Annotated in this window: 21 protein-coding genes; 8 read left to right on the top strand and 13 right to left on the bottom strand. The window is 60.3% G+C overall.

From position 1 onward, the window contains the following. Together JNB88_RS34300 and JNB88_RS23570 are read left to right on the top strand one after the other, a co-directional pair. Positions 1-2,774 (top strand): cadherin-like domain-containing protein (locus tag JNB88_RS34300; RefSeq protein ID WP_220357530.1); only part of this gene is annotated, 2,774 nt, incomplete at its 5' end. A gap of 145 nt (positions 2,775-2,919) precedes the next feature. Continuing rightward, positions 2,920-4,251, top strand: a complete 1,332-nt coding sequence (locus JNB88_RS23570) for an HlyD family type I secretion periplasmic adaptor subunit (RefSeq protein WP_220357529.1) — start codon at positions 2,920-2,922, stop codon at positions 4,249-4,251. 185 nt (positions 4,252-4,436) lie between these two features. On the opposite strand, the gene JNB88_RS23565 is transcribed toward JNB88_RS23570, so the two are convergent. The 6 genes from JNB88_RS23565 to JNB88_RS23540 form a co-directional block, all read right to left on the bottom strand. Continuing rightward, entirely contained in the window at positions 4,437-5,279 is an 843-nt protein-coding gene (locus JNB88_RS23565) for a pirin family protein (protein ID WP_220357528.1), read from the bottom strand. Between the two features lie 238 nt (positions 5,280-5,517). Then, a complete protein-coding gene (locus JNB88_RS23560; protein WP_220357527.1) occupies positions 5,518-6,288 on the bottom strand; it encodes an ABC transporter ATP-binding protein in 771 nt (256 codons plus the stop codon). A gap of 1 nt (position 6,289) precedes the next feature. Further along, the gene (locus tag JNB88_RS23555; RefSeq protein WP_220357526.1) at positions 6,290-7,138 is read right to left on the bottom strand and encodes an ABC transporter ATP-binding protein; all 849 of its coding nucleotides are present in this window, start codon (positions 7,136-7,138) and stop codon (positions 6,290-6,292) included. Beyond that, entirely contained in the window at positions 7,131-8,042 is a 912-nt protein-coding gene (locus JNB88_RS23550; protein ID WP_220357525.1) for an ABC transporter permease, read from the bottom strand. The genes JNB88_RS23555 and JNB88_RS23550 overlap by 8 nt, the downstream gene beginning before the upstream one ends. A 4-nt stretch (positions 8,043-8,046) precedes the next feature. Then, on the bottom strand, positions 8,047-9,108 hold the full coding sequence (locus JNB88_RS23545; RefSeq protein ID WP_037135339.1) for an ABC transporter permease subunit: 1,062 nt from the start codon (positions 9,106-9,108) through the stop codon (positions 8,047-8,049). A 24-nt stretch (positions 9,109-9,132) separates the two neighbouring features. Then, a complete protein-coding gene (locus JNB88_RS23540) occupies positions 9,133-10,728 on the bottom strand; it encodes an ABC transporter substrate-binding protein (RefSeq protein WP_220357524.1) in 1,596 nt (531 codons plus the stop codon). A gap of 128 nt (positions 10,729-10,856) precedes the next feature. Between JNB88_RS23540 and JNB88_RS23535 the strand changes: the two genes are divergently transcribed. The 3 genes from JNB88_RS23535 to JNB88_RS23525 are packed head-to-tail and all read left to right on the top strand — an operon-like array spanning position 10,857 to position 13,640. After that, complete coding sequence (locus tag JNB88_RS23535; protein ID WP_037135341.1) at positions 10,857-11,567, top strand: GntR family transcriptional regulator; 711 nt, start codon at positions 10,857-10,859, stop codon at positions 11,565-11,567. 13 nt (positions 11,568-11,580) lie between these two features. Continuing rightward, positions 11,581-12,489, top strand: coding sequence for a dihydrodipicolinate synthase family protein (locus tag JNB88_RS23530; protein ID WP_037135566.1), 909 nt, complete (start codon positions 11,581-11,583; stop codon positions 12,487-12,489). 11 nt (positions 12,490-12,500) lie between these two features. Further along, positions 12,501-13,640, top strand: a complete 1,140-nt coding sequence (locus JNB88_RS23525) for a mandelate racemase/muconate lactonizing enzyme family protein (RefSeq protein ID WP_220357523.1) — start codon at positions 12,501-12,503, stop codon at positions 13,638-13,640. Between the two features lie 159 nt (positions 13,641-13,799). Here the strand turns inward: JNB88_RS23525 and cobM are convergent, their stop codons facing one another. Then, the gene (gene cobM, locus JNB88_RS23520) at positions 13,800-14,561 is read right to left on the bottom strand and encodes a precorrin-4 C(11)-methyltransferase (RefSeq protein ID WP_220357522.1); all 762 of its coding nucleotides are present in this window, start codon (positions 14,559-14,561) and stop codon (positions 13,800-13,802) included. A 10-nt stretch (positions 14,562-14,571) separates the two neighbouring features. Then, positions 14,572-15,804, bottom strand: a complete 1,233-nt coding sequence (gene cbiE / locus JNB88_RS23515; RefSeq protein ID WP_220357521.1) for a precorrin-6y C5,15-methyltransferase (decarboxylating) subunit CbiE — start codon at positions 15,802-15,804, stop codon at positions 14,572-14,574. Between cbiE and JNB88_RS23510 the strand changes: the two genes are divergently transcribed. Beyond that, positions 15,803-16,573, top strand: coding sequence for a cobalt-precorrin-6A reductase (locus JNB88_RS23510; RefSeq protein ID WP_220357520.1), 771 nt, complete (start codon positions 15,803-15,805; stop codon positions 16,571-16,573). The genes cbiE and JNB88_RS23510 overlap by 2 nt on opposite strands. Here JNB88_RS23510 and JNB88_RS23505 read toward each other — a convergent pair. The 5 genes from JNB88_RS23505 to cobF form a co-directional block, all read right to left on the bottom strand. Beyond that, positions 16,537-17,301 carry a precorrin-3B C(17)-methyltransferase gene (locus JNB88_RS23505; RefSeq protein WP_220357519.1) on the bottom strand — a complete coding sequence of 255 codons (765 nt, stop codon included), beginning with the start codon at positions 17,299-17,301 and terminating at the stop codon, positions 16,537-16,539. The two genes, JNB88_RS23510 and JNB88_RS23505, sit on opposite strands and share 37 nt — an antisense overlap. Next, complete coding sequence (locus JNB88_RS23500) at positions 17,298-18,029, bottom strand: precorrin-2 C(20)-methyltransferase (RefSeq protein ID WP_220357518.1); 732 nt, start codon at positions 18,027-18,029, stop codon at positions 17,298-17,300. Before JNB88_RS23500 ends, JNB88_RS23505 begins: the two co-directional genes overlap by 4 nt. Next, positions 18,026-18,658, bottom strand: coding sequence for a precorrin-8X methylmutase (locus JNB88_RS23495; RefSeq protein WP_220357517.1), 633 nt, complete (start codon positions 18,656-18,658; stop codon positions 18,026-18,028). Before JNB88_RS23495 ends, JNB88_RS23500 begins: the two co-directional genes overlap by 4 nt. 2 nt (positions 18,659-18,660) lie before the next feature. Continuing rightward, positions 18,661-20,025, bottom strand: a complete 1,365-nt coding sequence (cobG, locus tag JNB88_RS23490; protein ID WP_220357537.1) for a precorrin-3B synthase — start codon at positions 20,023-20,025, stop codon at positions 18,661-18,663. Positions 20,026-20,093: 68 nt separating this feature from the next. Then, positions 20,094-20,861 carry a precorrin-6A synthase (deacetylating) gene (gene cobF, locus JNB88_RS23485; RefSeq protein ID WP_220357516.1) on the bottom strand — a complete coding sequence of 256 codons (768 nt, stop codon included), beginning with the start codon at positions 20,859-20,861 and terminating at the stop codon, positions 20,094-20,096. Positions 20,862-21,060: 199 nt separating this feature from the next. On the opposite strand from cobF, the gene repA reads away from it, so the two are divergent. After that, positions 21,061-22,257: a plasmid partitioning protein RepA gene (gene repA / locus JNB88_RS23480; protein WP_220357515.1), complete on the top strand. Its 1,197-nt coding sequence runs from the start codon at positions 21,061-21,063 to the stop codon at positions 22,255-22,257. Next, a complete protein-coding gene (gene repB / locus JNB88_RS23475) occupies positions 22,254-23,237 on the top strand; it encodes a plasmid partitioning protein RepB (protein WP_220357514.1) in 984 nt (327 codons plus the stop codon). The genes repA and repB overlap by 4 nt, the downstream gene beginning before the upstream one ends. Positions 23,238-23,318: the final 81 nt, after the last annotated feature.

Here is a 23,318-nt window from a genome sequence, read left to right as displayed (position 1 = left end):
TGCGGCTGAGCTTCGAGGACATGCCGCTGCCGCGCAACCCGAACCTTGCCGACACCGTGCTGCGGGCCTTCAACGCCAATGACAATGAGGGCCGCGTCGGCATCAATGGCGAGAGCTTCCGCTTTCCTGAGACCGGCCGGGCCCGTCAGGGCGGCGGCGGACATGGCGGTGGCGGCGGTCATGGTGGAGGAGATGATGGCAGGCAGACCGAGGCTGCGACGGGAAGCCGTGGCGGCCCTGGTCAACAGGGCGGCGGTGGTGATGACGATGACGACGAGACCCGCGCCAACCGGCTGCCGGTGTCGCTTGGCCGCAATGTTCTGGCCAACGGCATGGTCAACCTGTCGACGCTGATCTTCCTCGACGATCTCCTGGCCAAGACGTCCGATCCGGACGGCGATCAGCTGAGCGTGCGCAACCTGCGGGCCTCGAGCGGCGAGATCACCGCCTATGGCGACGGCGTCTGGCTCTATACGCCGGCGCGCGGGGTGAGCGGCCCTGTGACCTTCACCTACCAGGTGAGCGACGGCAAGGGCAGCATCGTCACGCAGTCGACGATGTCGCTCGTCAAGGCGCCGCCGCACGAGATTACCGGCACCGACGGCGACGACCGGCTGCTTGGCACGCCCGAGGACGACATCATCTCGCTGAAGGCCGGCGACGACTTCGTCTATGCCCGCGAGGGCCGCGACGTGGTGTTTGCCGGTGCCGGCAACGATACCGTCTTCGGCGGCGACGGCCATGACCTGATCTATGGCGAGGCCGGCAATGACCGGCTGTTTGGCGGTGCCGGCAACGACGTGCTGTTCGGCGGCGATGGTGACGACGATCTCTTCGGCGACGAGGGCAATGACAGCCTGATCGGCGAGGCCGGCAACGACCGGCTGTTCGGCGGTGCCGGCAACGATCACCTGATGGGGGATGCCGGCAACGATCAGCTCTCCGGCGAGGCCGGCGACGACCTGCTGGAAGGCGGCGACGGCAATGACGTGCTGACGGGTGGGCTCGGCAAGGACGTGGCGCTCGGCGGCGCCGGTGACGACAGCTTCCGGGTCGGGCTGCTTGCCGAGGACCTGCGCCAGGAAGCGGCAGCCGCCACGGGCACGTCGACGTCCACTCCCACCTCCGACGGCAACGACACCTATGTCGGCGGCGCGGGCTGCGACACCTATGACGCTGGCGGTGCGACGGCAGCCGTCAATGTCGACCTTGCCGCCGGTACTGCCACCGGCACCGACATCGGCAGTGACAGCCTGTCCGAGATCGAGAACGTCATCGGCAGCGCCCATGACGACACGATCTGCGGCGACGTCAACGACAACCAGCTGACCGGCGGCGCCGGTGACGACCAGGTGAAAGGCGGGGCCGGCGACGACCTCTTGAAAGGCAGCGAGGGCGATGACGTGCTGACCGGCGGGCTCGGCACGGACGTGGCGCTCGGCGAGGAAGGCGACGACACCTTCAAGGTTGGCCTGCTTGCCGAGGAGTTCCAGGCGGTCGCCTCCACCGACATATCAACCTCCACCTCCGACGGCAACGACACTTACGTCGGCGGCGAGGGCTGCGACACCTATGACGCCGGCGATGCGACGGCAGCCGTCAATGTCGACCTTGCAGCCGGTACCGCCACAGGCACCGATATCGGCAGCGACAGCCTGTCCGAGATCGAGAACGTCATCGGCAGCGCCCATGACGACACGATCAGCGGCGACGGCTGCGACAACCAGCTGACCGGCGGGGCCGGCGACGACACGGTCTCGGGCGGCGCTGGCGACGATGTCGTCGTCGTGCTGGCCGCACCAGCACCCGCTACCGACAGCAGCAGTGGACTGGATGCTGCCAGCCATGACGGTAACGACGTCTATGACGGCGGTGACGGCTGCGACACGCTCGACCTGTCGGCGCTGGTCCAGGCGGTGATTGCCGACATCGAGGCTGACTATGCCGAGGGCGAGGAGATCGGTCGCGACACGATCCGCGGCTTCGAGACGATCCATGGCGGGTGGGGCGACGACCGCTTCTCCGGCGGCAGCGGCACCGACATTCTTTATGGCGGGGGTGGCGACGATCAGGTGGCCGGTCGCAGTGGCGACGACCACCTGATCGGAGGCGACGGCGACGACCGGCTCGACGGTGGCAGCGGCGACGACGTCTTCATCGTGCTCGCGCGCACTGACGGCAACGACAATGACGACGGCAACGACCGGATTTACGGCAGCAGCGGCAACGACTGCTATGACGCATCCGCCACCGTGCTCGGCGTCGTCATCGACCTCGAGGCTGGCGTGGCCTCGGGCGCTGAGATCGGCGATGACGATCTCCTCGATGTCGAGAATGCCAATGGCGGCTCCGGCGACGACATCCTCGTCGCCTCGGCCACGGTCAACGTGTTGGTCGGCGGCGAAGGGTCCGATGTCTTCGTCTTCCAGTCGGTCGTCAGTTTGCAGAATGATGGCAGCGGCTGTGACGAGATCGTCGACTTCGGCGTCGGCGACCGGCTCGATCTTTCCGCGCTTGGCCAGTACGGCACGCTCACCTTCGCCGGCCTGCAGATGGATGGCGACACGCCGCAGATCGGCTCGATCACCTTCTACTACGAGGCCTTCGGCGACGACACCCGCACCGTGGTGCGCACCGTCGTCGACCTCGAGCATGACGATGACCTGCAGATCCTGTTGCGCGGCCATCACGAGCTGACCGCGCAGGACTTCATCCTGGCCGCCATCGATCCGAGCCAGGTGACGATCGACAGCCATCCGATGGGACAGGCCTGACGACACCCAGGGGAGGCCTTCCGGCCTCTCCCCGGGGAGGCCTTCCGGCCCCTCCCGGCAATGCCAGAAAGACCACGCCAGCAAGACAGCGACAGCAGACCACGACGACACGGACACGGCCACAAGACTTCAGGGGAACACGGCAATGATCACCACCACCAACGACAAGCGCAGTGACAAGATCAAGGGCGACACGGACAAGGCTCGACACAACGCCCGGCAGTTCGGCATCACCTCGCGCATCGTCGTCTCCTCGATCCTGGCCGGTACGCTGGTCTTCGGCGTCGGCGGCTGGGCAGCCCAGGCGAAGCTGTCGGGCGCCGTCATCACCCATGGCCAGGTGACCGTCTCCGAGCAGGTCAAGACCATCCAGCACCGTGACGGCGGCATCATTGCGGAGATCCGTGTCGACAACGGCACCGCCGTGAAGAAAGGCGACGTCCTTCTCGTCCTCGACGACACCCAGACCCGCGTCGAGCTGTCGATCGTCAAGGCGCAGCTGCAGCAGCTGACTGCCGCCCATGCCAGGCTGGTGGCCGAGCGTGATGCGGCCGACGGCGTCGGCTTCGAGGCGCTCGACCTTGCCTCTTCGGTGGTGGCGGGCGAGACCAAGCTGTTTGAGGAAAACCGCCGCATGGTCGCCAACCAGAAGGAGCAGCTGCGGCTGCAGATCGTCCAGCTCGATGAGCAGGTGCGCGGCTTCGAGGCGCAGAGCCGCTCCAACGACAGCGAGGCCGAGATCGTCGAGCAGGAGCTTGCCAAGACCGAGAAGCTGCTGGCCAACAAGCTGGTGCCGATCTCGCAGAAGCGCGACCTGTTGCGCCAGCGGGCCCGCATCGAAGGCAGCCGCGGCGAGCTCATCGCCCGCGTCGCCGAGGCCGAGGGCGAGATCAGCGAGCTCAACATGAAGCTGATCTCCATCGACCAGACCACCCGCAAGGAGGCGCAGACCGAGATCGTCAGCCTGGTGGCCAAGATCGCCGAGCTCAACGAGCGCGAGATCGCCGCCCGCGACCGTCTCACCCGCATGGAGGTGCGCGCCCCCGTCGACGGCTTCGTCTATGACCTGCAGGTCCACACCATCGGCGGCATCATCACCTCAGGCGCCACCGTCATGTCGGTCGTGCCAAAGAGCGGCGACCTCATCGTCGAGGTCCGCATTCCCCCCGTCGACATCGACCGCGTCGCTCCCGGCCAGCCGGCCCGCATGCGCTTCACCGCCTTTAACCAGCGCACCACGCCCGAACTCCACGGCAAGGTCGAGGTCGTCGCCGCCGCAACCACGCAGGACCGCGCAACCGGACAGCCCTACTACCTCGCATCCCTATCACTCGCCGACAAGGACCTCCTCAAGGACAACAAGCTCATCCCCGGAATGCCCGTCGAGGTCTTCGTCCAGACCGAAGAACGAACCGCAATGTCGTACATCCTCAAACCATTCACGGACCAGATGATGAAGGCATTCAGGGAGGAGTGAGGTGGCGGCGACGGAGCAAGAATGACTTTAGAGCGTGAAGAGTCATGGGGCTAACGCAACGAGCCATGGTTTTCTACGCTTGCCGCTATCGTGCGACTTTAACGCGAGCCTCGTTCCACACCTGCCGCTGCGAGCTTGGTTTGCGATGATCAGGTTTGAATCGCGTCACCGGATCTGTCTTTTTCTTAAGGGAGAACCGCCGAAGCCAAAATGGTTGCAGGGCGACGCTTCCAACTTGCTCGGAGCTTCCTCCATTTCAGGTAGAGGCGGATAGTGAGGGCGGACGGGATCTTTCTGTGGTCACCCACGGTCCCTGCTCGTGTCACGGGAGCGTTCGGATCGATCAGAAATGCGACGATCACACTTTCTTCACTCGCCTCGGCGACCAGAGGTCCATGCAAGACTGATAGTCCCTGCTCTCCTTCCATGAAAGTCTGGCCCTCGACAACAGCGGCGCCGCTGAATACGTAAAAGTAGACGTCGCGACCTTCCAAGAGTGGGAACCTGACCCGCGCGCCTGCACTGAGCTTGATATCGAAGGCGTCAATGGCATTGCGCACTTCGAACAAAGCCTCTCCCCCTTCGGGGCCGAACAAGTGCCGCCAGTTGTTTCGAACAGCCGATGAAAGTTTGCCGAACTGTATTCTCGGCTCGAGATCGAGCGCATACGGTCTTACTATGATTTGCAGCATCCTTAGAGGCGGATCTGATGGCAACGTCTCTTCGGAATGCCAGAAGCTGCGCCCGGCGTTCATCACCATCAGATGGTCTTTGTCGGTAACCAGCTTTCCCGTGGTCCTGTCATTGTGACGCATGACGCCGTTCGGCACCCACGAAATGATCTCGTCGTTCCGATGCTCATGCAGCGCAACCGCACGCCCTGGAACGAGTATGGACTCGACGACCATCGCCAGCGCGCCATGGCCATGATCGGTCGGTCTCGGTTTCAGCCAACCCGGCATGTTGAGATGTACAACGAAACCTCCCATGTCGCGTACGACGAATGTCCGTTCACCCTTGAGCAGCATCGCGTCCTCCAGTCGTGGCGGTTCGATGAACTGGCCTCATTAGTCACCCGGATGACGTTCGCGTCAATTCGGTGGCAGGCGGGAGCGGAGCAGAAATGGCTGCCTTGTTATCTAATTCTCCATCTGACCGCGGCTTGAACGTCATTCAGATCGCCAAGATTGGTCGGCAGGCATCGACTGTGTAACAGTCGGTGCCTGCAGCGGCCAGGTTCTGCCACGGCTAGTCTGGAGTAGTGCCTCAGCTCGCCAACTTGCGGGTGGAAACATATCCCCTGCTGCCGTCCAGCAGGGTGCTTGTGTAGGGATGTTCAACACTTCCGCTCAGAAGTTGCTCGCGGCTTGCCACCTCGACAAACACGCCATCCTGCATCACGGCGACGCGATTGCACAGGTGGGCGATGACCGCCATGTCATGGCTGACGAGAACATAGGTGAGCTTCTCCCTCACCCGTAGGTCTTTCAGGAGATTGAGAATTTCGGCCTGGATCGAAACGTCCAGCGCCGAGGTCGGTTCGTCGAGGAGCAAGATGCGTGGCTTGAGAATCAGGGCCCGGGCGATTGCGACGCGCTGGCGCTGGCCGCCAGAGAGCTGATGCGGAAAACGGTGTCGAAACGCTGGTGGCAGACCAACGTCGCGGAGCACTTGCTCGACACGCTCTTGCCTTTGGTCAAGGCCGTGGATTTCCAAGGGTTCGAGGAGCGTTCGACCGATCGTGTGACGGGGATGTAACGACCCGAATGGATCCTGAAACACCATCTGTTGCTTGGCAAGCTGGGAGCGGGACCGTTTCGGCCCTACCGTTTCGCCGTCTATCGACACCGAACCGCTCCAGCCCTTTATGCGACCAGCGAGCGCGCCGAGAACAGTCGACTTTCCGCAGCCGCTTTCACCGACAAGACCAAAGGTCTCCCCCGGTTCGACATTAAAGGCGACGCTTTTGACCACTTGCTTGAAATCGCTACCGCTGCCGAACGACACGGCTAGATCATTGACCGATATGATGGACATGTCACGCCTCCGCCCAGCTTGCCTGACGTTTCAAAACTTCCAGCCGATCCCGCGGATGATCAAGGCTTGGCAGCGCCTCCAGCAGACCTCGCGTGTAGGGGTGCGTTGCTTCGTCGAGCCTCGAAGCTTCGATGGTCTCGACGATCCTGCCCGCATACATGATGATGACCCGATCACAGAAGCTCTTCACCAGATTGAGATCGTGCGAGATAAAGACCAGCCCGATATTGCGCTCACTGATCAGGTCGTCAAGGATCGACAACACCTGCTGGCGCACCGTCACGTCAAGCGCCGAGGTCGGCTCATCGGCAATGATCAGTGAGGGCGAGGAGATCAGCATCATCGAGATCATGATGCGTTGACCCATGCCGCCTGACACCTCGTGCGGGTAGAGATTGAAGACCCGCTGTGGATCACGGATATTGACGCGCTCCAGCATCGCAAGCGTGCGCTCACGTGCGGCCTTCTTTCCAAGCCGTTCATGGAGGATGACGGTTTCGGCGATCTGCTCGCCGACCGTCATGACGGGGTTCAGCGAGTATTTCGGATCCTGCAGGATCATCGAGATCCGGCGTCCGCGGATCGCGCGCATCTCGGTCTCGCTGGCGGCCAGGAGATCGACATCTTCGAAGCGCATCTCATCGGCGACAACGCGGGCAGTGGCTGGCTGCAGGCGCATGATTGCGCGCCCCGTCGTGCTCTTGCCAGATCCGGATTCGCCGATGATGCCAACCTTTTCGCGGCCCACTTCGAATGAGAGATTTTTCACCGCGCTCACGACACCTGACAGCGTCGGAAACTGCACTGACATGTTCTTGACCGAGAGGATCGGATTTGATTGCTCAGGCATTGCGAGGATCCATAATGTCGCGCAGTCCGTCGCCAAGCAGATTGAAGGCGAGACTGACCAGAAGAATGGCAATGCCGGGTACTGTCGTCAGCCACCAGGCATCCAGAAGGTATTGGCGACCAGATGCGGCCATCGCACCCCATTCGGGCATTGGTGGCTGCGCACCGAGACCAAGGAAACCGAGGCCGGCTGCCGTCAGGATCACACTCGACATGTTAAGTGTCAGGCGGATGATGATCGAGGGCGCACAAAGCGGAACGATGTGGCGAAAAAGGATGCGCCCCATTCCCGCCCCCTGCAGCTCTGCAGCAACAACGAAGTCGGCGGCACGGAAGGTCAACGTTTCGGCGCGCGCCAGGCGTGCGATCGGCGGCCAGACCGTTAGCGCGATCGCAATGACGGCATTCTCGATCCCCGGGCCAAGGGCTGCGGAGAAGGCAAGCGCGAGAACGAGGCTCGGGAAGGACAGGAAGATATCGGTGATGCGCATCAGCACAACGTCTACCCAGCCGCCGAGATAGCCGGCTGTGGCTCCGATGGCGAAGCCAATCGGGGCTACAATGACAGTCACCAGAACGCTGATATAGAGCGTCGTGCGGGCACCGTATACGAGGCGAGAATAGACGTCGCGGCCGAATTCGTCGGTGCCGAACCAGTTAGCCGGCGACGGGGGCTTCAGCGCCATGGTCAGGTCCTGGAGAATAGGATCATGGTTGGCGAGAAGCGGCGCAAAGATCGCAACCAGAACCAAAGCGACGACGACCAGGAAGCCAGCGAAGGCCAACGGATTGGCGATCAGGTTCAGCCACAGGACATAGGCCTTGTGAAGACGCGCCTGGCGCATCGAGGAGAATTCCTCGTTGATCAGCCAATTGTGGAGATCATTGAAATAACGTGTCGCCATGATGTCACCGGGTGCGCGGATCAAGGAACCGATAGGTCAGATCCGACAGAAGATTGATGGCAATGGAGATGATGCCGATGAGCAGTACGCTCCCAAGCACGGCATTCATGTCGGCGAAGAACAGGGCCGAGGTTAGATACTGTCCAAGCCCGGGCCACGCGAAAACGGTCTCGATCAGAACCGTGCCGTCAAGCAATCCGCAATAGGCAAGGGCAACGATCGTCAACAGCTGTACGCGGATATTGCGGAAGGCATGACGCCAGATGATCGCGCTTTGGCCGAGACCCTTGGCCTTGGCCGTCAGCACATATTCCTGGCGCAACTGCTCCAGCATAAAGCTACGGCTCATGCGGCTGAGATAGGCCATAGCGGCATAGCCGAGGATCAGCGCGGGAGCCGCGACATGCAGCAAGGCGTCCCAGAAGACATCCCATTCGCCAGCAAGGATCGCATCGACGAGGATAGAATTGGTCGGCCCTTCGACCAGACCCTCGTTATAGACATCGAGGCGGCCGCTTCCTGGAATAAGCCCGAACTTGGCATAGAAGACGAGGATGACGATCGTGCCTAACCAGAAAATCGGTGTCGAATGGCCAAGTAGACCCACAATGCGGGCGAGATGATCGACCCATGTACCCTTCCTGACTGCGGAAATGATGCCAAGCGGAATGCCGAAGCCGGCGCCGATGATTGTCGCCAGCGTCGCAAGTTCAAGCGTTGCGGGGAAGACGCGGGCAAGATCGCTTGCAACCGGGTTCTTCGTGACATGCGATTGGCCGAAATCGAGGTGTGCGACATTGCCAAGATAAGTCGCAAACTGCATGTAAAGCGGCTGATCGAGCCCCATTTCCTTGTAGACGCGTTCATAGGTCTCGTGGTCGGCCTGATCTCCGATCACGGCGATCACCGGGTCGGCCGGTACCATTCTACCAACGACGAAGGTAATCACGAGCAGGCCGAGCAGCGTCGTAAGGATGACGGCAAAAGATGCCGTCACCTTGCGCAGGGCACCAAGGGCTGCCTTGGCGCCTCCCGACGCGGTTGGCGATGTCTGTGAGATACTCACGTTCTTCTCCTCGATCAGAAGGGCCTACTCACCCTTCGAGACAGTGTCCCAACGCGTCAGCCAGGTCGAATGGCCGACATAGCCCTTGATTTCCTTGCGCACCGCCTTTGCGTCCGTGCGCTGGAACGAGGTGATGAGCGCTGGCGATGCTTCCAGGTAGGCCTTATTGATTTTCGCATAGAGGTCAGCGCGTTTTTGCTGATCGGTCTCATGCGCGGCCGCTATCACCATGTCCTGAATGTCCTTTGGAACCTCCCATGCCGATCGCCAGGCGATGAGGCCCGAAAGCTTTGCGTCGTCAGCATTGTTCGGGTTCGTTGCGTAGGACGCCAAGACGGCATGGGGATCCGGTAGCCGCTCGCCGGTGCGTGCTGAGAAGATCTCGAACTCGCGGTTGCGGAATTTGCCGATGTGGTCGCCGCCCTGAAGGTCAAGTTTGATGCCAGCCTTGGCTGCATTGGCCTGCAACGACTGCGCCACTTCATACTCCGGCGTGACCGGTGTAGCGTAGTAAACCTTGGAAAAGCCGTTCGGATAGCCAGCCTCTGCCAGGAGCTGTTTGGCCTTGTCGACGTCGAGCTTGTAGGGATTGTTGCTCATGGCACCCGGTAGGCCGCCCGGAATGATCGTCTGCTGCTTGATACCGTAGTATTTCATTACTGTGCTGGCGAGACCGTCATAATCGATGAGGTATCGGAAGGCTTCGCGAACCTTCGGATTGGATAGAATTTCGTCCTTCTGGTTGAGCGCCAGGTAGTAGAAACCAAAGCCCGGAGTCTTCTGGATTTCCGCCTTGCCGCCCGCCTCGATCGCAGCGAGGTCTGTGGAGGAAAGACGCGTTGCGACATCGACATCGCCGGCTTCAAGCTGCAGTCTCTGACCGGAGGACTCCGGCATATGGCGCAGGATGACACGGCGCATCTTCGGAGCACCTTGCCAGTAGTCCTTGAAGGCGTCGGAAATCAAAAGGTCGTTGACGCGCCAGGTTCTAAGCGAATACGGGCCCGAGCCCGCGTCATTTGTCTGCAGGAATTCGCGACCCATGTCACCGTTCTTCTCGTTCTTGGCGAGAAGCTCGCTGTCGAGGATCGACGTCGAAAAACTCGCAAGCGAAAAAAGGATGAGATTAGGGTTCCAGACTTCGGGTGTCTGAAGCACCAAGGTTGCATCTTCCGTCGCCTTGATCAGGTCGTCGACATTCTTGTCGGTGATGCCCCACTGGCGAAGATCGACGGAAGGTGCCAGCCCGAGCTTGACCAGCCGGCGCAGCGACCATTCGACGTCCTTCGCAGTCAGCGGGTTTCCCGAATGGAAGGTAACGCCGGACCTGATCTTGAAGGTGAAAGTCTTGCCATCGTCCGATACCGTCCAGCTCTCGGCGATCCCTGGCTGCGGCTTGGTAATGTCGTCAGCGGAAAGGACGATCAGTCGCTCGTACAGGTTCGCGACAATTTCGGCCGACTCCAGCTGGCTAAGCTCATTCGGATCAAGCCCACGCATCGAAGACATGTTGGTTGCAATTACCAGCTGATCCTTGGGCGTCGCCGCCTCGACCGCAATCGGCATGGCAAAGGTAGATGCCATGATGGCTGATGCCATCAGAAAACTGCGTCTTTTCATCGTCGTATCTCCTCCCGAGCGCGCCGGACCTCGCCTCAAGCGCGAATTTTTCATATCGACATCGATCTGAAATCTGGTATATCAGATCTCACAAAACGATTTTGTCGTCAACGGGGGAATTTCGGGACATGCAAAAAGAGGCGTCGAAAGAGCCTGGCGCAGACCGCATCGAGAAGATCGACCCGCGGTTCCTGAGCACGCTTCGCGATCACGTGCACAAAACCTTGAGGACGGCCATCCTTTCTGGCCGCTTTGCCCCTGACGAGCGTGTCAACGAGCGACAGCTTGCCGAGCAGTTGGGCGTCAGCACCACCCCTATCAAGGAGGCGCTACGCCAGCTCGAGACGGAGGGCTTGGTGGAGACGCTTCCGCGTCGCGGCGTGCTGATCCGCTTCAATGCGAGTTGGGCCGAGGAGATGATCCTGGCACGCGCCGCGCTGGAATCGATGATCGCGCATCTGGCCGCCAAGCGCATCGAAAGACAGGAAATCCAGAGGCTGGAAGAAATCGTCGCGATGATGGGCAAAGCGACCGAAGACGGCGTCGCCGACGATCTCATTTCGTTGAACGAGACGTTCCACGAGCAAATCCACATCGCCTCGCGCTGCCAATATCTCTCGCGCATGATCGAGCGACAGCAATTTTACGACGGCAGCATCCGTCGCGTTATCCATTCCGATCCGCTCGAGCGCGGCAGGGCTTTGGCCGAGCACGCTGCAATTGCAGCCGCCATCATATCGAATGACAGCGATAAGGCCGAACGCGTGATGCGCGACCATGTCGTCCGTTCCGGCGAGACTTACCTCAACATCGTGTTCAAGAAGAAAGAGGATATTTGACGTGACCGAGGCAATGGAGAAAATCCGCAAAGCCCTGACGGGCATATCGGGCGTGCCCGTTACCCCTTATGCAGCGGATGGGAGCGTCGACACTGCAAAGCTTTCGGCTCTTATCACCCGCCTCGCCAATGCGCGGGTTCACAATCTGATGGCGGCTGGCAACACCGGTGAATTCTTTACGCTGACCATGGACGAAGTGCGCGCAGTCCATGCCGCAACCATCAAGGCTGCCAATGGCAAGTCGCTCGTCAGCGCCGCGGTCGGTCGTTCGTTGACGGAAGCAAAGGCGCTTGCCCGCGACGCAATCGCAGAGGGTGCCGATGCCATCATGGGACACCACCCGATGGATCCTTTCGCAGGCCCGAGTTTCCAGGCCAAGTATTTTCTGGAGCTCGCGGACGCTAGCACGGTTCCCGTCATAGCCTATGTGCGAAGCGACACCTTTTCGGTTGCCGATTTTCGAAAGCTCGCTCTTCACCCGAACATCGCTGGTATCAAGTTTGCCTCGGGAAATCTCATGCTTCTTGCAGAGGTGATCCGCGCGACGAAGGACGCGCCGGCGATCTGGGTCTGTGGCCTTGCCGAAGGTTGGGCGCCTGCCTTCTACGCTATGGGTGCACGCGGCTTTACCTCCGGGTTGGTCAACGTCTTCCCGACCCGTTCGCATGCCATCCATCAAGCACTGGAAAAGGGCGATTACGCCGCTGCCCGCGCCCTCATCGATGACATTGCCGGTTTCGAGGCTCTGCGCACCAAGTATCTGAACGGTGCCAACGTCACTGTCGTGAAGGAGGCGCTTGGCATGCTCGGAACCGATGTCGGCCCGGTGCGCGTTCCCGGCGTCGAAAGCCTGACGGAAACCGAGCGCGCCGATCTGCGCGCAATCGTCGACAATGTCGCCGAAAAGAGCCGCGCGGCCTAAGGAATAGTTTTATGCATATCACTGGCTTCAAAACCTACATGCAGCGTGTTGACGATCGCCCGCGCCTGCTTTTGAAAATCGAGACCAGCGAAGGGATTGCCGGCTGGGGTGAGTGTTACAATCACGGCCCGGACTGGGCGCTGCCACCGCTCTTCGACTATCTCTTCCCTCAGATCGAGGGCGAGGATCCGCGGCGCGTGGAGTTCCTGGTGTTGAAGCTCAACCAGCAATGCCGCTTCCCGCCTGGAGCGCTTGGCCTTGCCGCCATCTCGGCGATCGATCACGCACTATGGGACATCGCCGGCAAAGCCGCCGGTCTGCCGGTTTACATGCTGCTCGGCGGCAATGTGCGCGACCGGGTAAAGGTCTACTGCGGCGTCTATACCGCGCCGGATCCGGAAGCGGCCCGCGACCAGTCGCTCGAACTCAACGAAAAGTACGGCTACACCGCTTTCAAGCTCAGCCCATACCGGCGCGATCTGCATGCCGGACGCTGGGGTGAGCTTGTCAGGGAAACCGGCGACTGGTTCGGCAAGATCCGCGAAATTACGCCGTCGCATTTCGAGTATGCCTTTGATGCACACGCCAAGATCTTCGAGCCCTACCAGGCGGTCCAGCTTGCCGCAGCCATCGCTCCGAACGATCCACTTTTCTACGAGGAACCGATCCGGCCCGAGCATATCCCCGCTTGGGCCGAACTGAAATCGAAGGTGACCGTTCCGTTGGCGACCGGGGAATCCCTCTACTCCCGCTTCGAGTTCCTGTCGCTTCTTTCGGCGCGGGGCGCAGACATCATCCAACCTGACATCTGTGTCGTTGGCGGGGTCACTGAAATGCGTCGGATCGCCGCCATCGCCGAAGCACATTATGTGACGGTTGCGCCGCACAATCCAATGGGGCCGCTGGCGACGGCGGTCAATATCCATTTCTGTGCCGCCCAGCCGAACTTCAAGGTGCTCGAATTCAAGCCGCATGCGCATGCGCCCTGGGCCGCTGACCCCTACATGCCGGTCGATGGTCATATGGAGCTTCGCCCGGATCGGCCTGGCTGGGGCCTGGAGATCGACGAGAAGGCATTGCAGACGGAAGATTACATCCACTGGGAACGGAAGATCACCCGCAAACCCGATGGAGCAACGGCCTATCCGTGATGGCAAATAGCTGAGCAGCTGGCGATCGAAGCTATGGCAGCATAGCTCGCCGATAACTGGGTTCGGCCGTCGGCCATCAGAGCCTTGGTGTTGAAAAGGGTGCCGCGGCTGGCCGCGCCACCGCTCGGGCACAGTGTCAGGGGCGCGCGCGCCCCTCCCCTACTCGCGGCCACGGAAACGACGCTGATAGGCCGCGTCGTACAAGGAGCTCTCGCGAAAATCGGTGGCTGCGAGCGACGATCCGACGAAGATGATCGCCGTGCGTTCAATGGGCGCGGCTGAAAGCTTTTCCTCAATGTCGCCAAGCGTGCCCCGGACGATCAGCTCTTCCGGCCAGGATGCCTTGGCGACGATGGCAACCGGGCAGTCTGCGCCGTAAAGAGGTGTCAATTCGGCCACGACCTGCGCTAGCGCATGGATGGCCAGATGGATGGCCAACGTCGAGCCGGTAGCGCCGAACCTTGCCAGCGTCTCGCCGTTCGGCATCGGCGACGCGCGGCCCGAAACGCGCGTCAGCACCAGGCTCTGCGCAACAGCCGGAATGGTCAGCTCCCGCCCGAGGGCCGCCGCAGCTGCCGCAAAGGCAGGCACGCCTGGCGTCATCGTATAATTGATACCATGCTTTTCAAGCCGCCGGATCTGTTCGGCAACCGCACTCCAGACGGATAGGTCGCCTGAGTGCAATCGCGCGACATCATCACCGGCGGCTGCCGCGCGCAAATATTCTGCCTCGATCTCGTCCAACGACATCGGCGCGGTATCGACGATTCGCGCGCCTGGCGGGCAGTATTGCAACAGGTCCGGCGAAACGATCGAGCCCGCATACAGGCACACCGAGGAGCTTTCGATCAACTTGCTTCCGCGCACTGTAATCAGGTCAGCAGCACCCGGTCCTGCTCCGATGAAATGCACCGTTGTCATCTATTTCGTCTCACTTCTTTATCCAGCACCATTGCACAACAGGCATTGCCGATCGCCACCCGCTCATACCCCCGATCGGCGCTGCGCGCGCGATCTCAATTCGTGTCAGCGTGCCGCCGTGTTGACGGTAAAGCGAGAGCAGTAGCGCCTCCATCTCGAGCGTTACGGCATTCGCCACAAGGCGCCCTCCTCGCTTCAGGGCCCCAATCGCCGTGGGGATTAGCCCTGGTTCGCTGCCGCCGCCACCGACGAAGATCGCATCCGGTTCAGGAAGATTTGCGAGCGCTTCGGGGGCTTGTCTCTCGATGACAGCAAGTCCCGGGACGCCGAAGGCGACTGCATTCCTGGCAATCCTTGCCGCCCGCTCGCTCGATCTCTCTATGGCGATTGCGCGTAAGGAAGGGTCGGCAAGCATCCATTCGATGCCAATTGAGCCGGAGCCGGCGCCAATGTCAAAAAGCAGTTCGCCATAGCGAGGGCTCAATGCTGAAAGCGTCACTGCACGGACTTCGCGCTTGGTGATCTGACCATCATTCTCAAAAAGCGCATCATCGAGACCCGGTGTGAATGCAAGTATCCTTGCCCCCTCCCCTGCCACGACATCAATGGCGCAGACGTTCAGGGGGTCGATATCGGTAAGATCGAATTCATCGGCTTGACTATGGCGCAGGCGTTCCCGCTTGCCGCCCAGCGCTTCGAGGATATGCAGCCGCGACCGACCAAACCCAAAGGCCTGCAGAAGCTCCGCAAGCTGCTGTGGGGTGCTGGCGTCGGAGGTCAACGCAATAATCCGCCGGCCGTGATGCAAATGTGGTCGGATCAGATCCAGGGGCCGGCCGTGGAGCGATATGGTGGTAATCTCCTGCAACGGCCATCCGAGGCGTGAAGCAGCGAGACTGAACGAGGATGGCGCGGGTATGACTAAAGTTTCCTCCACGCCAATCTTTCGGGAAAGGGTCGCTCCAATACCATAGAGGAACGGATCGCCTGAACCCAGGATAACCACCGGCGTGCCACGGAGCGCAACAATAGCGTCGAGTGAATTCTCCAGTGGGCTTTCCCATGATCGCGTTTCACCCGTGATGAGTGCCGCAGCCAACTCATGGTGCCGTTTACCGCCGAAGACAACAGGTGCAGCTGCAATCAGTCGCTTTGCTTCGTCGCCTAGTCCTTCTGGACCATCTTCACCTATCCCGATAATAGTCAGCCAGCGACGGCTTGAAGCGGAAGGCATATCAGACATGGACAAAATCCGTATCCTGATGTTGGGGGGGACAGGTGAGGCCCGTGTCCTGGCGCAGCGGCTTGCTGATCTTCAACGCTTCGATGTCCTTTTGTCGCTTGCCGGCCGAACGCAGCAACCGTCCGGACAGCCGGTCCCTACGCGTAGCGGTGGTTTTGGCGGCGCGGAAAGGTTGGCCGCTTTCTTGAAGGAAGGTAGCTTCAACCTTCTGATCGACGCAACTCACCCCTTCGCGGAGCGTATTTCCAGGAACGCCAGCGAAGCTTCCTATGCGGTCGGGATTCCGGGGCTCGCATTGCGCAGACCTCAGTGGGCGCCTGAGCCGGGCGATTGTTGGACCGATGTCGAGACGGTTCCCGAAGCAATCGAGAGGCTTGGCGTGTCTCCACGCAGAGCCTTCCTGGCGATTGGTCGTCTGGGGGCCCATCGTGCCGAAGCCGCCCCTCAGCATTTCTATCTCGTGCGAAGTGTCGAACCTGTCGAGCCGCCGCTCGCCCTCCCCGACGTTCGCCTCATTCTTGATCGCGGTCCCTACAATGTCGATAGTGAAACGTCGCTGCTTCGCACTCACCGTATCGACGCCGTGGTAACCAAGAACAGCGGTGGTTTTGCGACTTATGCGAAGATCGAGGCGGCGCGCCGGCTCGGTATCGAGGTGATCATGATTGCTCGCGCACAAGCGGCCGCCTTGCATACGGTCCCCACGATCGAGGCAATGCTGGCGGCGATCGATCACCTGTTTCCTCCTGAGATGAACCGCGGCGTATAGACGAGGTCGGACAAGGTGTCCCGGGCGATGATCTTCGTCTCAGATGAACCAATGATTACGCAGGTCGCCATGTCCGCAATCGCCGCGTCTGCCTCGCCGAGCTGCTGAACCGTGATACGCTCGTCGGGACGCCCGGCCGCCCTGCCGAAAATGACCGGCGTGGCAAAAGGAAGCTCTGATCGCAACAAGTCAAATGCGGTTCCCAATTGCCAGGGTCTCGCCTTGCTAATCGGGTTGTAAAGCGCGATGACGAAACCTGCCCTGGCCGCGCACAAGAGGCGGTTTTCTATTATATTCCAAGGTTTTAGGTTGTCAGACAGAGATATGGTGCAAAAATCGTGTCCAAGTGGTGCGCCGACGCGAGCGGCCACGGCCAGCATCGCGGTAATCCCCGGCAGCACGGTCAGGTCAACCGCACGCCATTCCTCAGGACCGTTGTCGATTGCCTCGCAAACAGCTGCTGCCATTGCAAAGACGCCGGGATCTCCACCGGACACGACACACACTGTCGCACCGCTCGCCGCAGCCCGTAGCGCCGTCGACGCGCGATCAAGTTCTTCGCGGTTGTCAGAAGCCAGTCGACGTTGATCGACCCTCAGTTCGAGCCGATCGAGGTAGGGTCCATACCCATAGAACTCCGTTGCCTCTGAAACCGCAGTGCGGGCTTCCGGCGTCATCTGGTCCGGATTGCCTGGGCCCGTTCCAATCACGAAGAGCTTGCCGGTCATCGGCGAGCCTCCCACCCGGGTACGAGAATGAGTGAAAAGTACGGCGCGTCGTCTCCAGGTCGATCAGTAAGCTTGGTCATCGCACCATTGGCCATCGTGCCCCGCTCTACATAGACCGCTTCGGCAAGGCGGCCCGATGCCTGAAGGGCGCGGCGGATCTTCGCAAGGTTGCGCCCAACCTTCATAATCACCGCGGCTTGCGTATCTGACAGTCGTCTTTCGAGCTCACCCTCCGCCATCGTACCAGGCAGTACGGAAAGGACGTCATCGCCCTGCACAATCGGAATACCGGCGAGCGACCAACATCCGGACATGGCACTGATGCCGGGGATCACTTCAGTCGAATAGCGCGTCGCCAATCGCACATGCAGGTGCATGTAGGACCCATAGAACAACGGGTCCCCTTCGCTCAGAACGGCAACGGTGCGGCCGCTCTCCAGATGGTCGGCGACCGCGTCGGCCGATTGATCGTAAAAGGCGGTGATCTGGGTGCGATAGGCAGCATCCGCTTTTTCGATCTCGGTCGTTACCGGATAGTAGAGTGGAAGCAGCGTCTTCTCGTCGTTTAGGAGGTGGGCAACGATCGCCCTGCCGTTGCCTGCCCTGCCCCGCTTGGCAAAATACGCGACAACATCTGCTGTTTCGATCGCTTTGACAGCTTTGACGGTCAAAAGTTCCGGGTCGCCGGGGCCTGTGCCGACGCCGATGAGACGGCCAGGACTGCTCATAGCCCGGGCCTCGCCAGAGCATTCACCGCAGCCGCGGTCATCGCACTACCACCGAGACGACCACGTACAATCGCAAACGGCACGCCATAAGAGTTTTCTGCCAGTGCGTCCTTCGATTCCGCTGCACCAACGAAACCGACCGGCATGCCGATGATGGCCGCAGGCTTCGGCGCGCCGTCCCGCAGTAATTCGAGCAGATGGAAGAGCGCCGTTGGCGCATTGCCGATGGCGACAACGCTGCCGGCAAGCCGATCGAGCCACAGGTGAAGCGCTGCCGCTGAGCGCGTGTTGGTGGTTTGTCTGGCAAGGTCTGCCGTGCGCGCATCATGAAGCGTGCAAAGGACGTCGTTATGCGCGGGCAGGCGGGTCCGTGTCACGCCGTGAGCAACCATTTCGGCGTCACAGAAGATCGGTGCCCCGTCGTGCAAGGCTGCGCGCGCAGCGCTAACAAAACCGGGCGAGAATACGAAATGCTCCGCGGCTTCGACCAGACCGCACGCATGGATCATGCGCACTGCAATATCTGCCTCTTCGGCCGAAAACCGCGAAAGATCGGCTTCGTTGCGTATGATCGCAAAGGATCGCTCGTAAATGGCGTCCCCGCTGTGAATGTATTCGTACTCGGGCATTTCTATCCTTGTCGCAGCGCCTTTATGATGTCGGCTTTGCCGACCCGTCTAAGACAGGCTGCAGCCGATTCGCCCGCTTGTCTCTCGTTTTTGACGAGGCGAGCGAGCCTCTCTATAGCGGAATCGATGTCGCCGCCAGCAATCTGTGCGTCAGGAATATCCCGCGCTTGTCCGTCCAGGATGAGTTGATAGCCGTCAAGAGCGCCGACGATCGAAAGGCCACGGTGCGGATGGGCGCAACCCTTGGCGCAGCCGGAGAAGTGCACGACCATTGAGCCATCCAGAAGTTCCGGGGCCGTTTCGACCGTTCGCTCGGCGCGAGTTTTGGTATGATAGTGTGCGGACGCGCAGGCGCCGGCGCCGGCACACGCTGCAATATGCATTGAAGGATCATCTTGATCTGCCGACAGCCCATACTCAGGCGCGATCTTGGAAAGCGCCAGCGCCGATTGGGGCGTCAGACCGACGAGAAAGAACGCTCGGCCAGGCCCGGGCCTGACTTCGGTTGCCCCCAGATCGTTCGCAAAGCGGAGGAAAGGGACAAGCTCCTTTGCGCGGATCTGACCGAAACGTAGCCTGAGGCAAAGAGCGACCGAGCCATTTTTCAGGGCAAGCGTGCCGACCGGTGGATCTCGATCGCCAGATGCCTTCGTCTTTTTGACCATATCCATCAGTGGGAAAGCAGAGAGTAGACTCTCCTGCTCGATTGCGCGGCAACGAGTATGCCGACCGAGCGATAGCAGGAGGTGAAGCAGACGACCCACTGCTGCGACAGCGACGGTAGCGCATCCCGTCGCAAGCGTCTGTGCGCTTTGTCGGTTGCCATTGATTGCGACTTGCCAGACGCCGTGGTCAATGGCGGTGACCCTTATATCGCCACTGACTTCGTCAATCCCGCAGATACCTCCGCCATCGATGAGGATTGAAAGCTTTGGTGCCAGGTTCGGGGAAAGGAGCTCGGCTGCGAAATTGGCGCGCAGCAGTGCTTCGACTTCGGCAGGATCACCGATCTCGTTCGCACAGAGACCATGCAGCGGCGACAGCTCGATGGACGGCCCTGATGGCACCGAGATACCGGCCGCAGCAAGATCAGCTGCGAGACCTTTGAACGTTTCGGTTCGAAGGCCGCGAATCTGCAGGCTGCCACGCGAGGTGACTTCAACTATGCCGTTTCCGTGACGCTGTGCTGCGTCAGTCAACTGAATGAACTGCTTTGCCGAAAGGATACCGCCATCCGGTCTGAGTCGCGCAAGCAGTCCGTCACCGGTTTGCATCGGCGCCACGAGCGTTGGACATGCACCGCGACGCATTCCGGAGGAGGGTGGCTCATTCCAGCTGTCGAATGAGGTCTTCTCGCCAAGTGCCATCGCCAGCAGCTCCCTTTCGCTCACGTCCTTACATGATCGGGGCAATCAGCGCAAAACGTTGATCGAGATCAAAGATCGTCGAAGTCATGGCCCTTGCGCAGCAAGTAGATATCCATGATCCATCCGTGGCGCGCACGCGCCTCCTCTCGTGTCTTGATAATCTCGTCGGCGACATCTGCCAGTCGACCGCAGCGGGTTATTTCATCGGCTGTTCCGAGATAGGCGCCCCAGAAGATCTCTGCATCGGGGTCGTCAATCTTTGAGAATGCAAGCTCTCCATCGAGCATGACAACCGTGCTCTCGGCTTGATTACCTCGCTCTGCTAGTCGCCTGCCTGTCGTAATTTCAATAGGCTTTCCAACGAGATTGATCGGAATGCGGTGGCTCGCGGCAAGCGCCTGGACGCTGGTAATGCCGGGGATGACACTGAACTCGAAGGGGAGATGGCTCGCCTTGCGGGCGCGATCAAGAATGCGGATGGTGCTGTCATAGAGGCTGGGGTCACCCCATACCAGAAAGGCGCCTGTGCCATCTTCTGGAAGGTCCGCGATCAGGGTGACATAGGTGGAAGCAATCGTGGCATGCCATTGATCAACACTTTCGACATAGGTCCTGTCGGCGGTGGCCCGCTTCGGCACAGCAAATTCAACGACGGCGGTCTTGCCGTTTGTGAGGTACCGGCTACAAATCTCGCGGCGGACGGCCGCAAGTCCCTCTTTTTCGTCGCCTTTGATCGGAATGAAAATGACGTCCGCGCGATTCATTGCGTTGATTGCCTGGATCGTCATATGTTCGGGATTTCCGGTTCCTATTCCGATGACGTGAATATGGGGCATGACATTTCCTTGATCAGCTTCGTCCGGTTCTGGCGCAGCCCGGCCAACTTCGCAAGGGCCCAAATCAGAGTTGGCCGCGGCCAACTTTGTCGAAGCTGCAAATCCGGAGATTCTTGTCGCGATTCGCGAATCATGGCATCTTCGATACGCTTTTTAGCGCGATGTTGATAGAAAAGCGCATTGATAAGGATCGGGTGTTTTGGACAACATTAGCGTATCGTCGACCGACGTCCGCATCGAACGGCATGCCAGCCAGCTTTCACGGCAGCTGAAGCTTCTTCGCGAGAAACTCTTTCCTCCGCTATCCCAGAAGACGTTGCGCACGTTCACTTCAGGCGAAGCCGCACAGATGGTCGGGGTCTCGGACGGATACCTGCGGCAGCTCTCGCTCGATGGCAAGGGCCCGCAGCCGGACGTATCACTCAATGGCCGGCGGTCCTACACCCTGGGGCAGATCAACGAGCTTCGCCATCACATGGCTCGGATCAAACCGAAAGATTCGCTTTCCTACCTTCCTCGCCGACGACCCGGCGAGAAGCTTCAAACGGTGGCGGTCACGAATTTCAAAGGTGGTTCGGCCAAGACAACGACAACGCTCTATCTTGCGCAGTATCTCGCCTTGAACGGTTACCGAGTGCTCGCAATCGATCTCGATCCGCAAGCGTCGCTGTCCTCCATGCTCGGCGTCCAGCCGGAGTTCGATCTTGCTGACGGTGATACGCTCTACGGGGCGATCCGGTATGACGAGAACCGTCGCTCGCTGACCGAGGTAGTGCGCAAGACCTATTTCGACGGGCTCGATCTTGTGCCAGGCAATCTCGAGCTTATGGAATTCGAGCATGAAACGCCTCGCGCCCTAAGCGATCGTCAGCGATCGGGGGAGGTATTCTTTCGTCGTGTCGGTGTGGCCATATCAGAGGTCGAGGCCAACTACGATGTCGTCGTCATCGATTGCCCGCCGCAGCTCGGCTATCTGACGCTTGGCGCCGTCTGTGCGGCAACATCGCTCTTGATCACGATCCATCCGCAAATGGTCGACGTTGCTTCGATGTCTCAATTCTTGCTGATGACGTCGGATCTGTTGTCTGTGGTGCGCAAGGCCGGAGGAGATCTGCAACATGACTTCATCAAGTATGTCGTCACACGCCACGAGCCTTTCGATGCGCCCCAATCACAAATCGTTGCTTTGCTGCGCAACCTTTTCGGCGACGACGTGTTGACTGCGACCATTTTGAAATCGACGGCGATTGCCGATGCCGGGCTGACGAAGCAGTCTCTCTACGAGATTGAAAAGGGCCAGGTTCGGCGTTCGACCTATGACCGTGCGTTGGAATCGGTCAACGCTGCAAATGGCGAGGTGCTCGCGGGAATTCACAAGGCATGGGGCCGAACATGAGCAGACGCGATCGATTGAAGGGACTGTTCGACGATACTGCACAAGAGTTGGCCGCGGCCAACCTTGAGGAGGAGACGCCGCTTCGCGGCCCTGCGGGCCCCGTTCGCTCGATGGCGCTGACGCTCGGGCGAATGGAGGAAGAAAGCAGGGCGATGCAAGAGGCTCTGCTTTCGGGGGAGAGAGTCGTCGAGCTCGATCCGGAGCAGGTCGACAGCTCGTTCATCAAAGACCGGCTGGACGTACCGCCGCACGATCTCGCAGACGAACTCGTGCAGTCGATCGAACAGAACGGGCAGGAAGTCCCTATTCTCGTTCGACGGCATCCGCAGGACGATACCCGCTATCAGGTGGTGTACGGACACCGGCGTCTTCACGCACTGCGGTTGCTTGGGCGCAAGGTGCAGGCAATCGTCCGGCAACTCGATGACGTCGACGTCGTCATCGCTCAAGGTCTCGAGAATTCCGCGCGGCGCAACCTTTCCTACATCGAGCGAGCAGTCTTCGCCTTTAATCTCGAAAGCAAGGGCTTCGAGCGACCGGTCATCATGAAGGCGCTTTCGACCGACAAGACCGAGTTGTCGAAGCTGATCTCGGTTGCCAAGGCCCTTCCAATGGATGTGATCGTGGCAATCGGTGCCGCGCCGAATGCAGGACGCCGTAAATGGATTGCACTTGCGCAGAACTGGACCCGTACAACAACATCCAGGCTACGTGGTTTGCTAGCTTCGGACGCGTTTGCAAGCGAAGGAAGCGATGGTCGTTTCGAACTTATTGCGGCCGAGTTGGCAAAGCGGCCAGGCAAGCTGGAGGCCAGAGAATATGACTGGACCCCGAAGCAAGCCAGCGACATCAAGGGACGTATTCGCAGCGCCGGAGACACGTTCACCATTGCACTGAAGACCGGCGATGCGGCGGATTTTGGCGAGTACATTTCAAGCCGCCTGGACGACCTCTATGACGCGTTCACGGCTGGAAAGTAAACTATCGACCGAAAGCAGTTCCTTGGCATGCGTGGTTGGCCAATGGGGATTTGCCTACGCCAGCAAAGCATGCCATTCATG

Origin of the sequence: Rhizobium cauense (assembly GCF_019511525.1) — a bacterium.
GTDB classification, from domain to species: Bacteria; Pseudomonadota; Alphaproteobacteria; order Rhizobiales; family Rhizobiaceae; genus Rhizobium; species Rhizobium cauense.
Note: the sequence above shows the minus strand (reverse complement) of the source record. Positions and strands in the feature narration are given on the sequence as shown.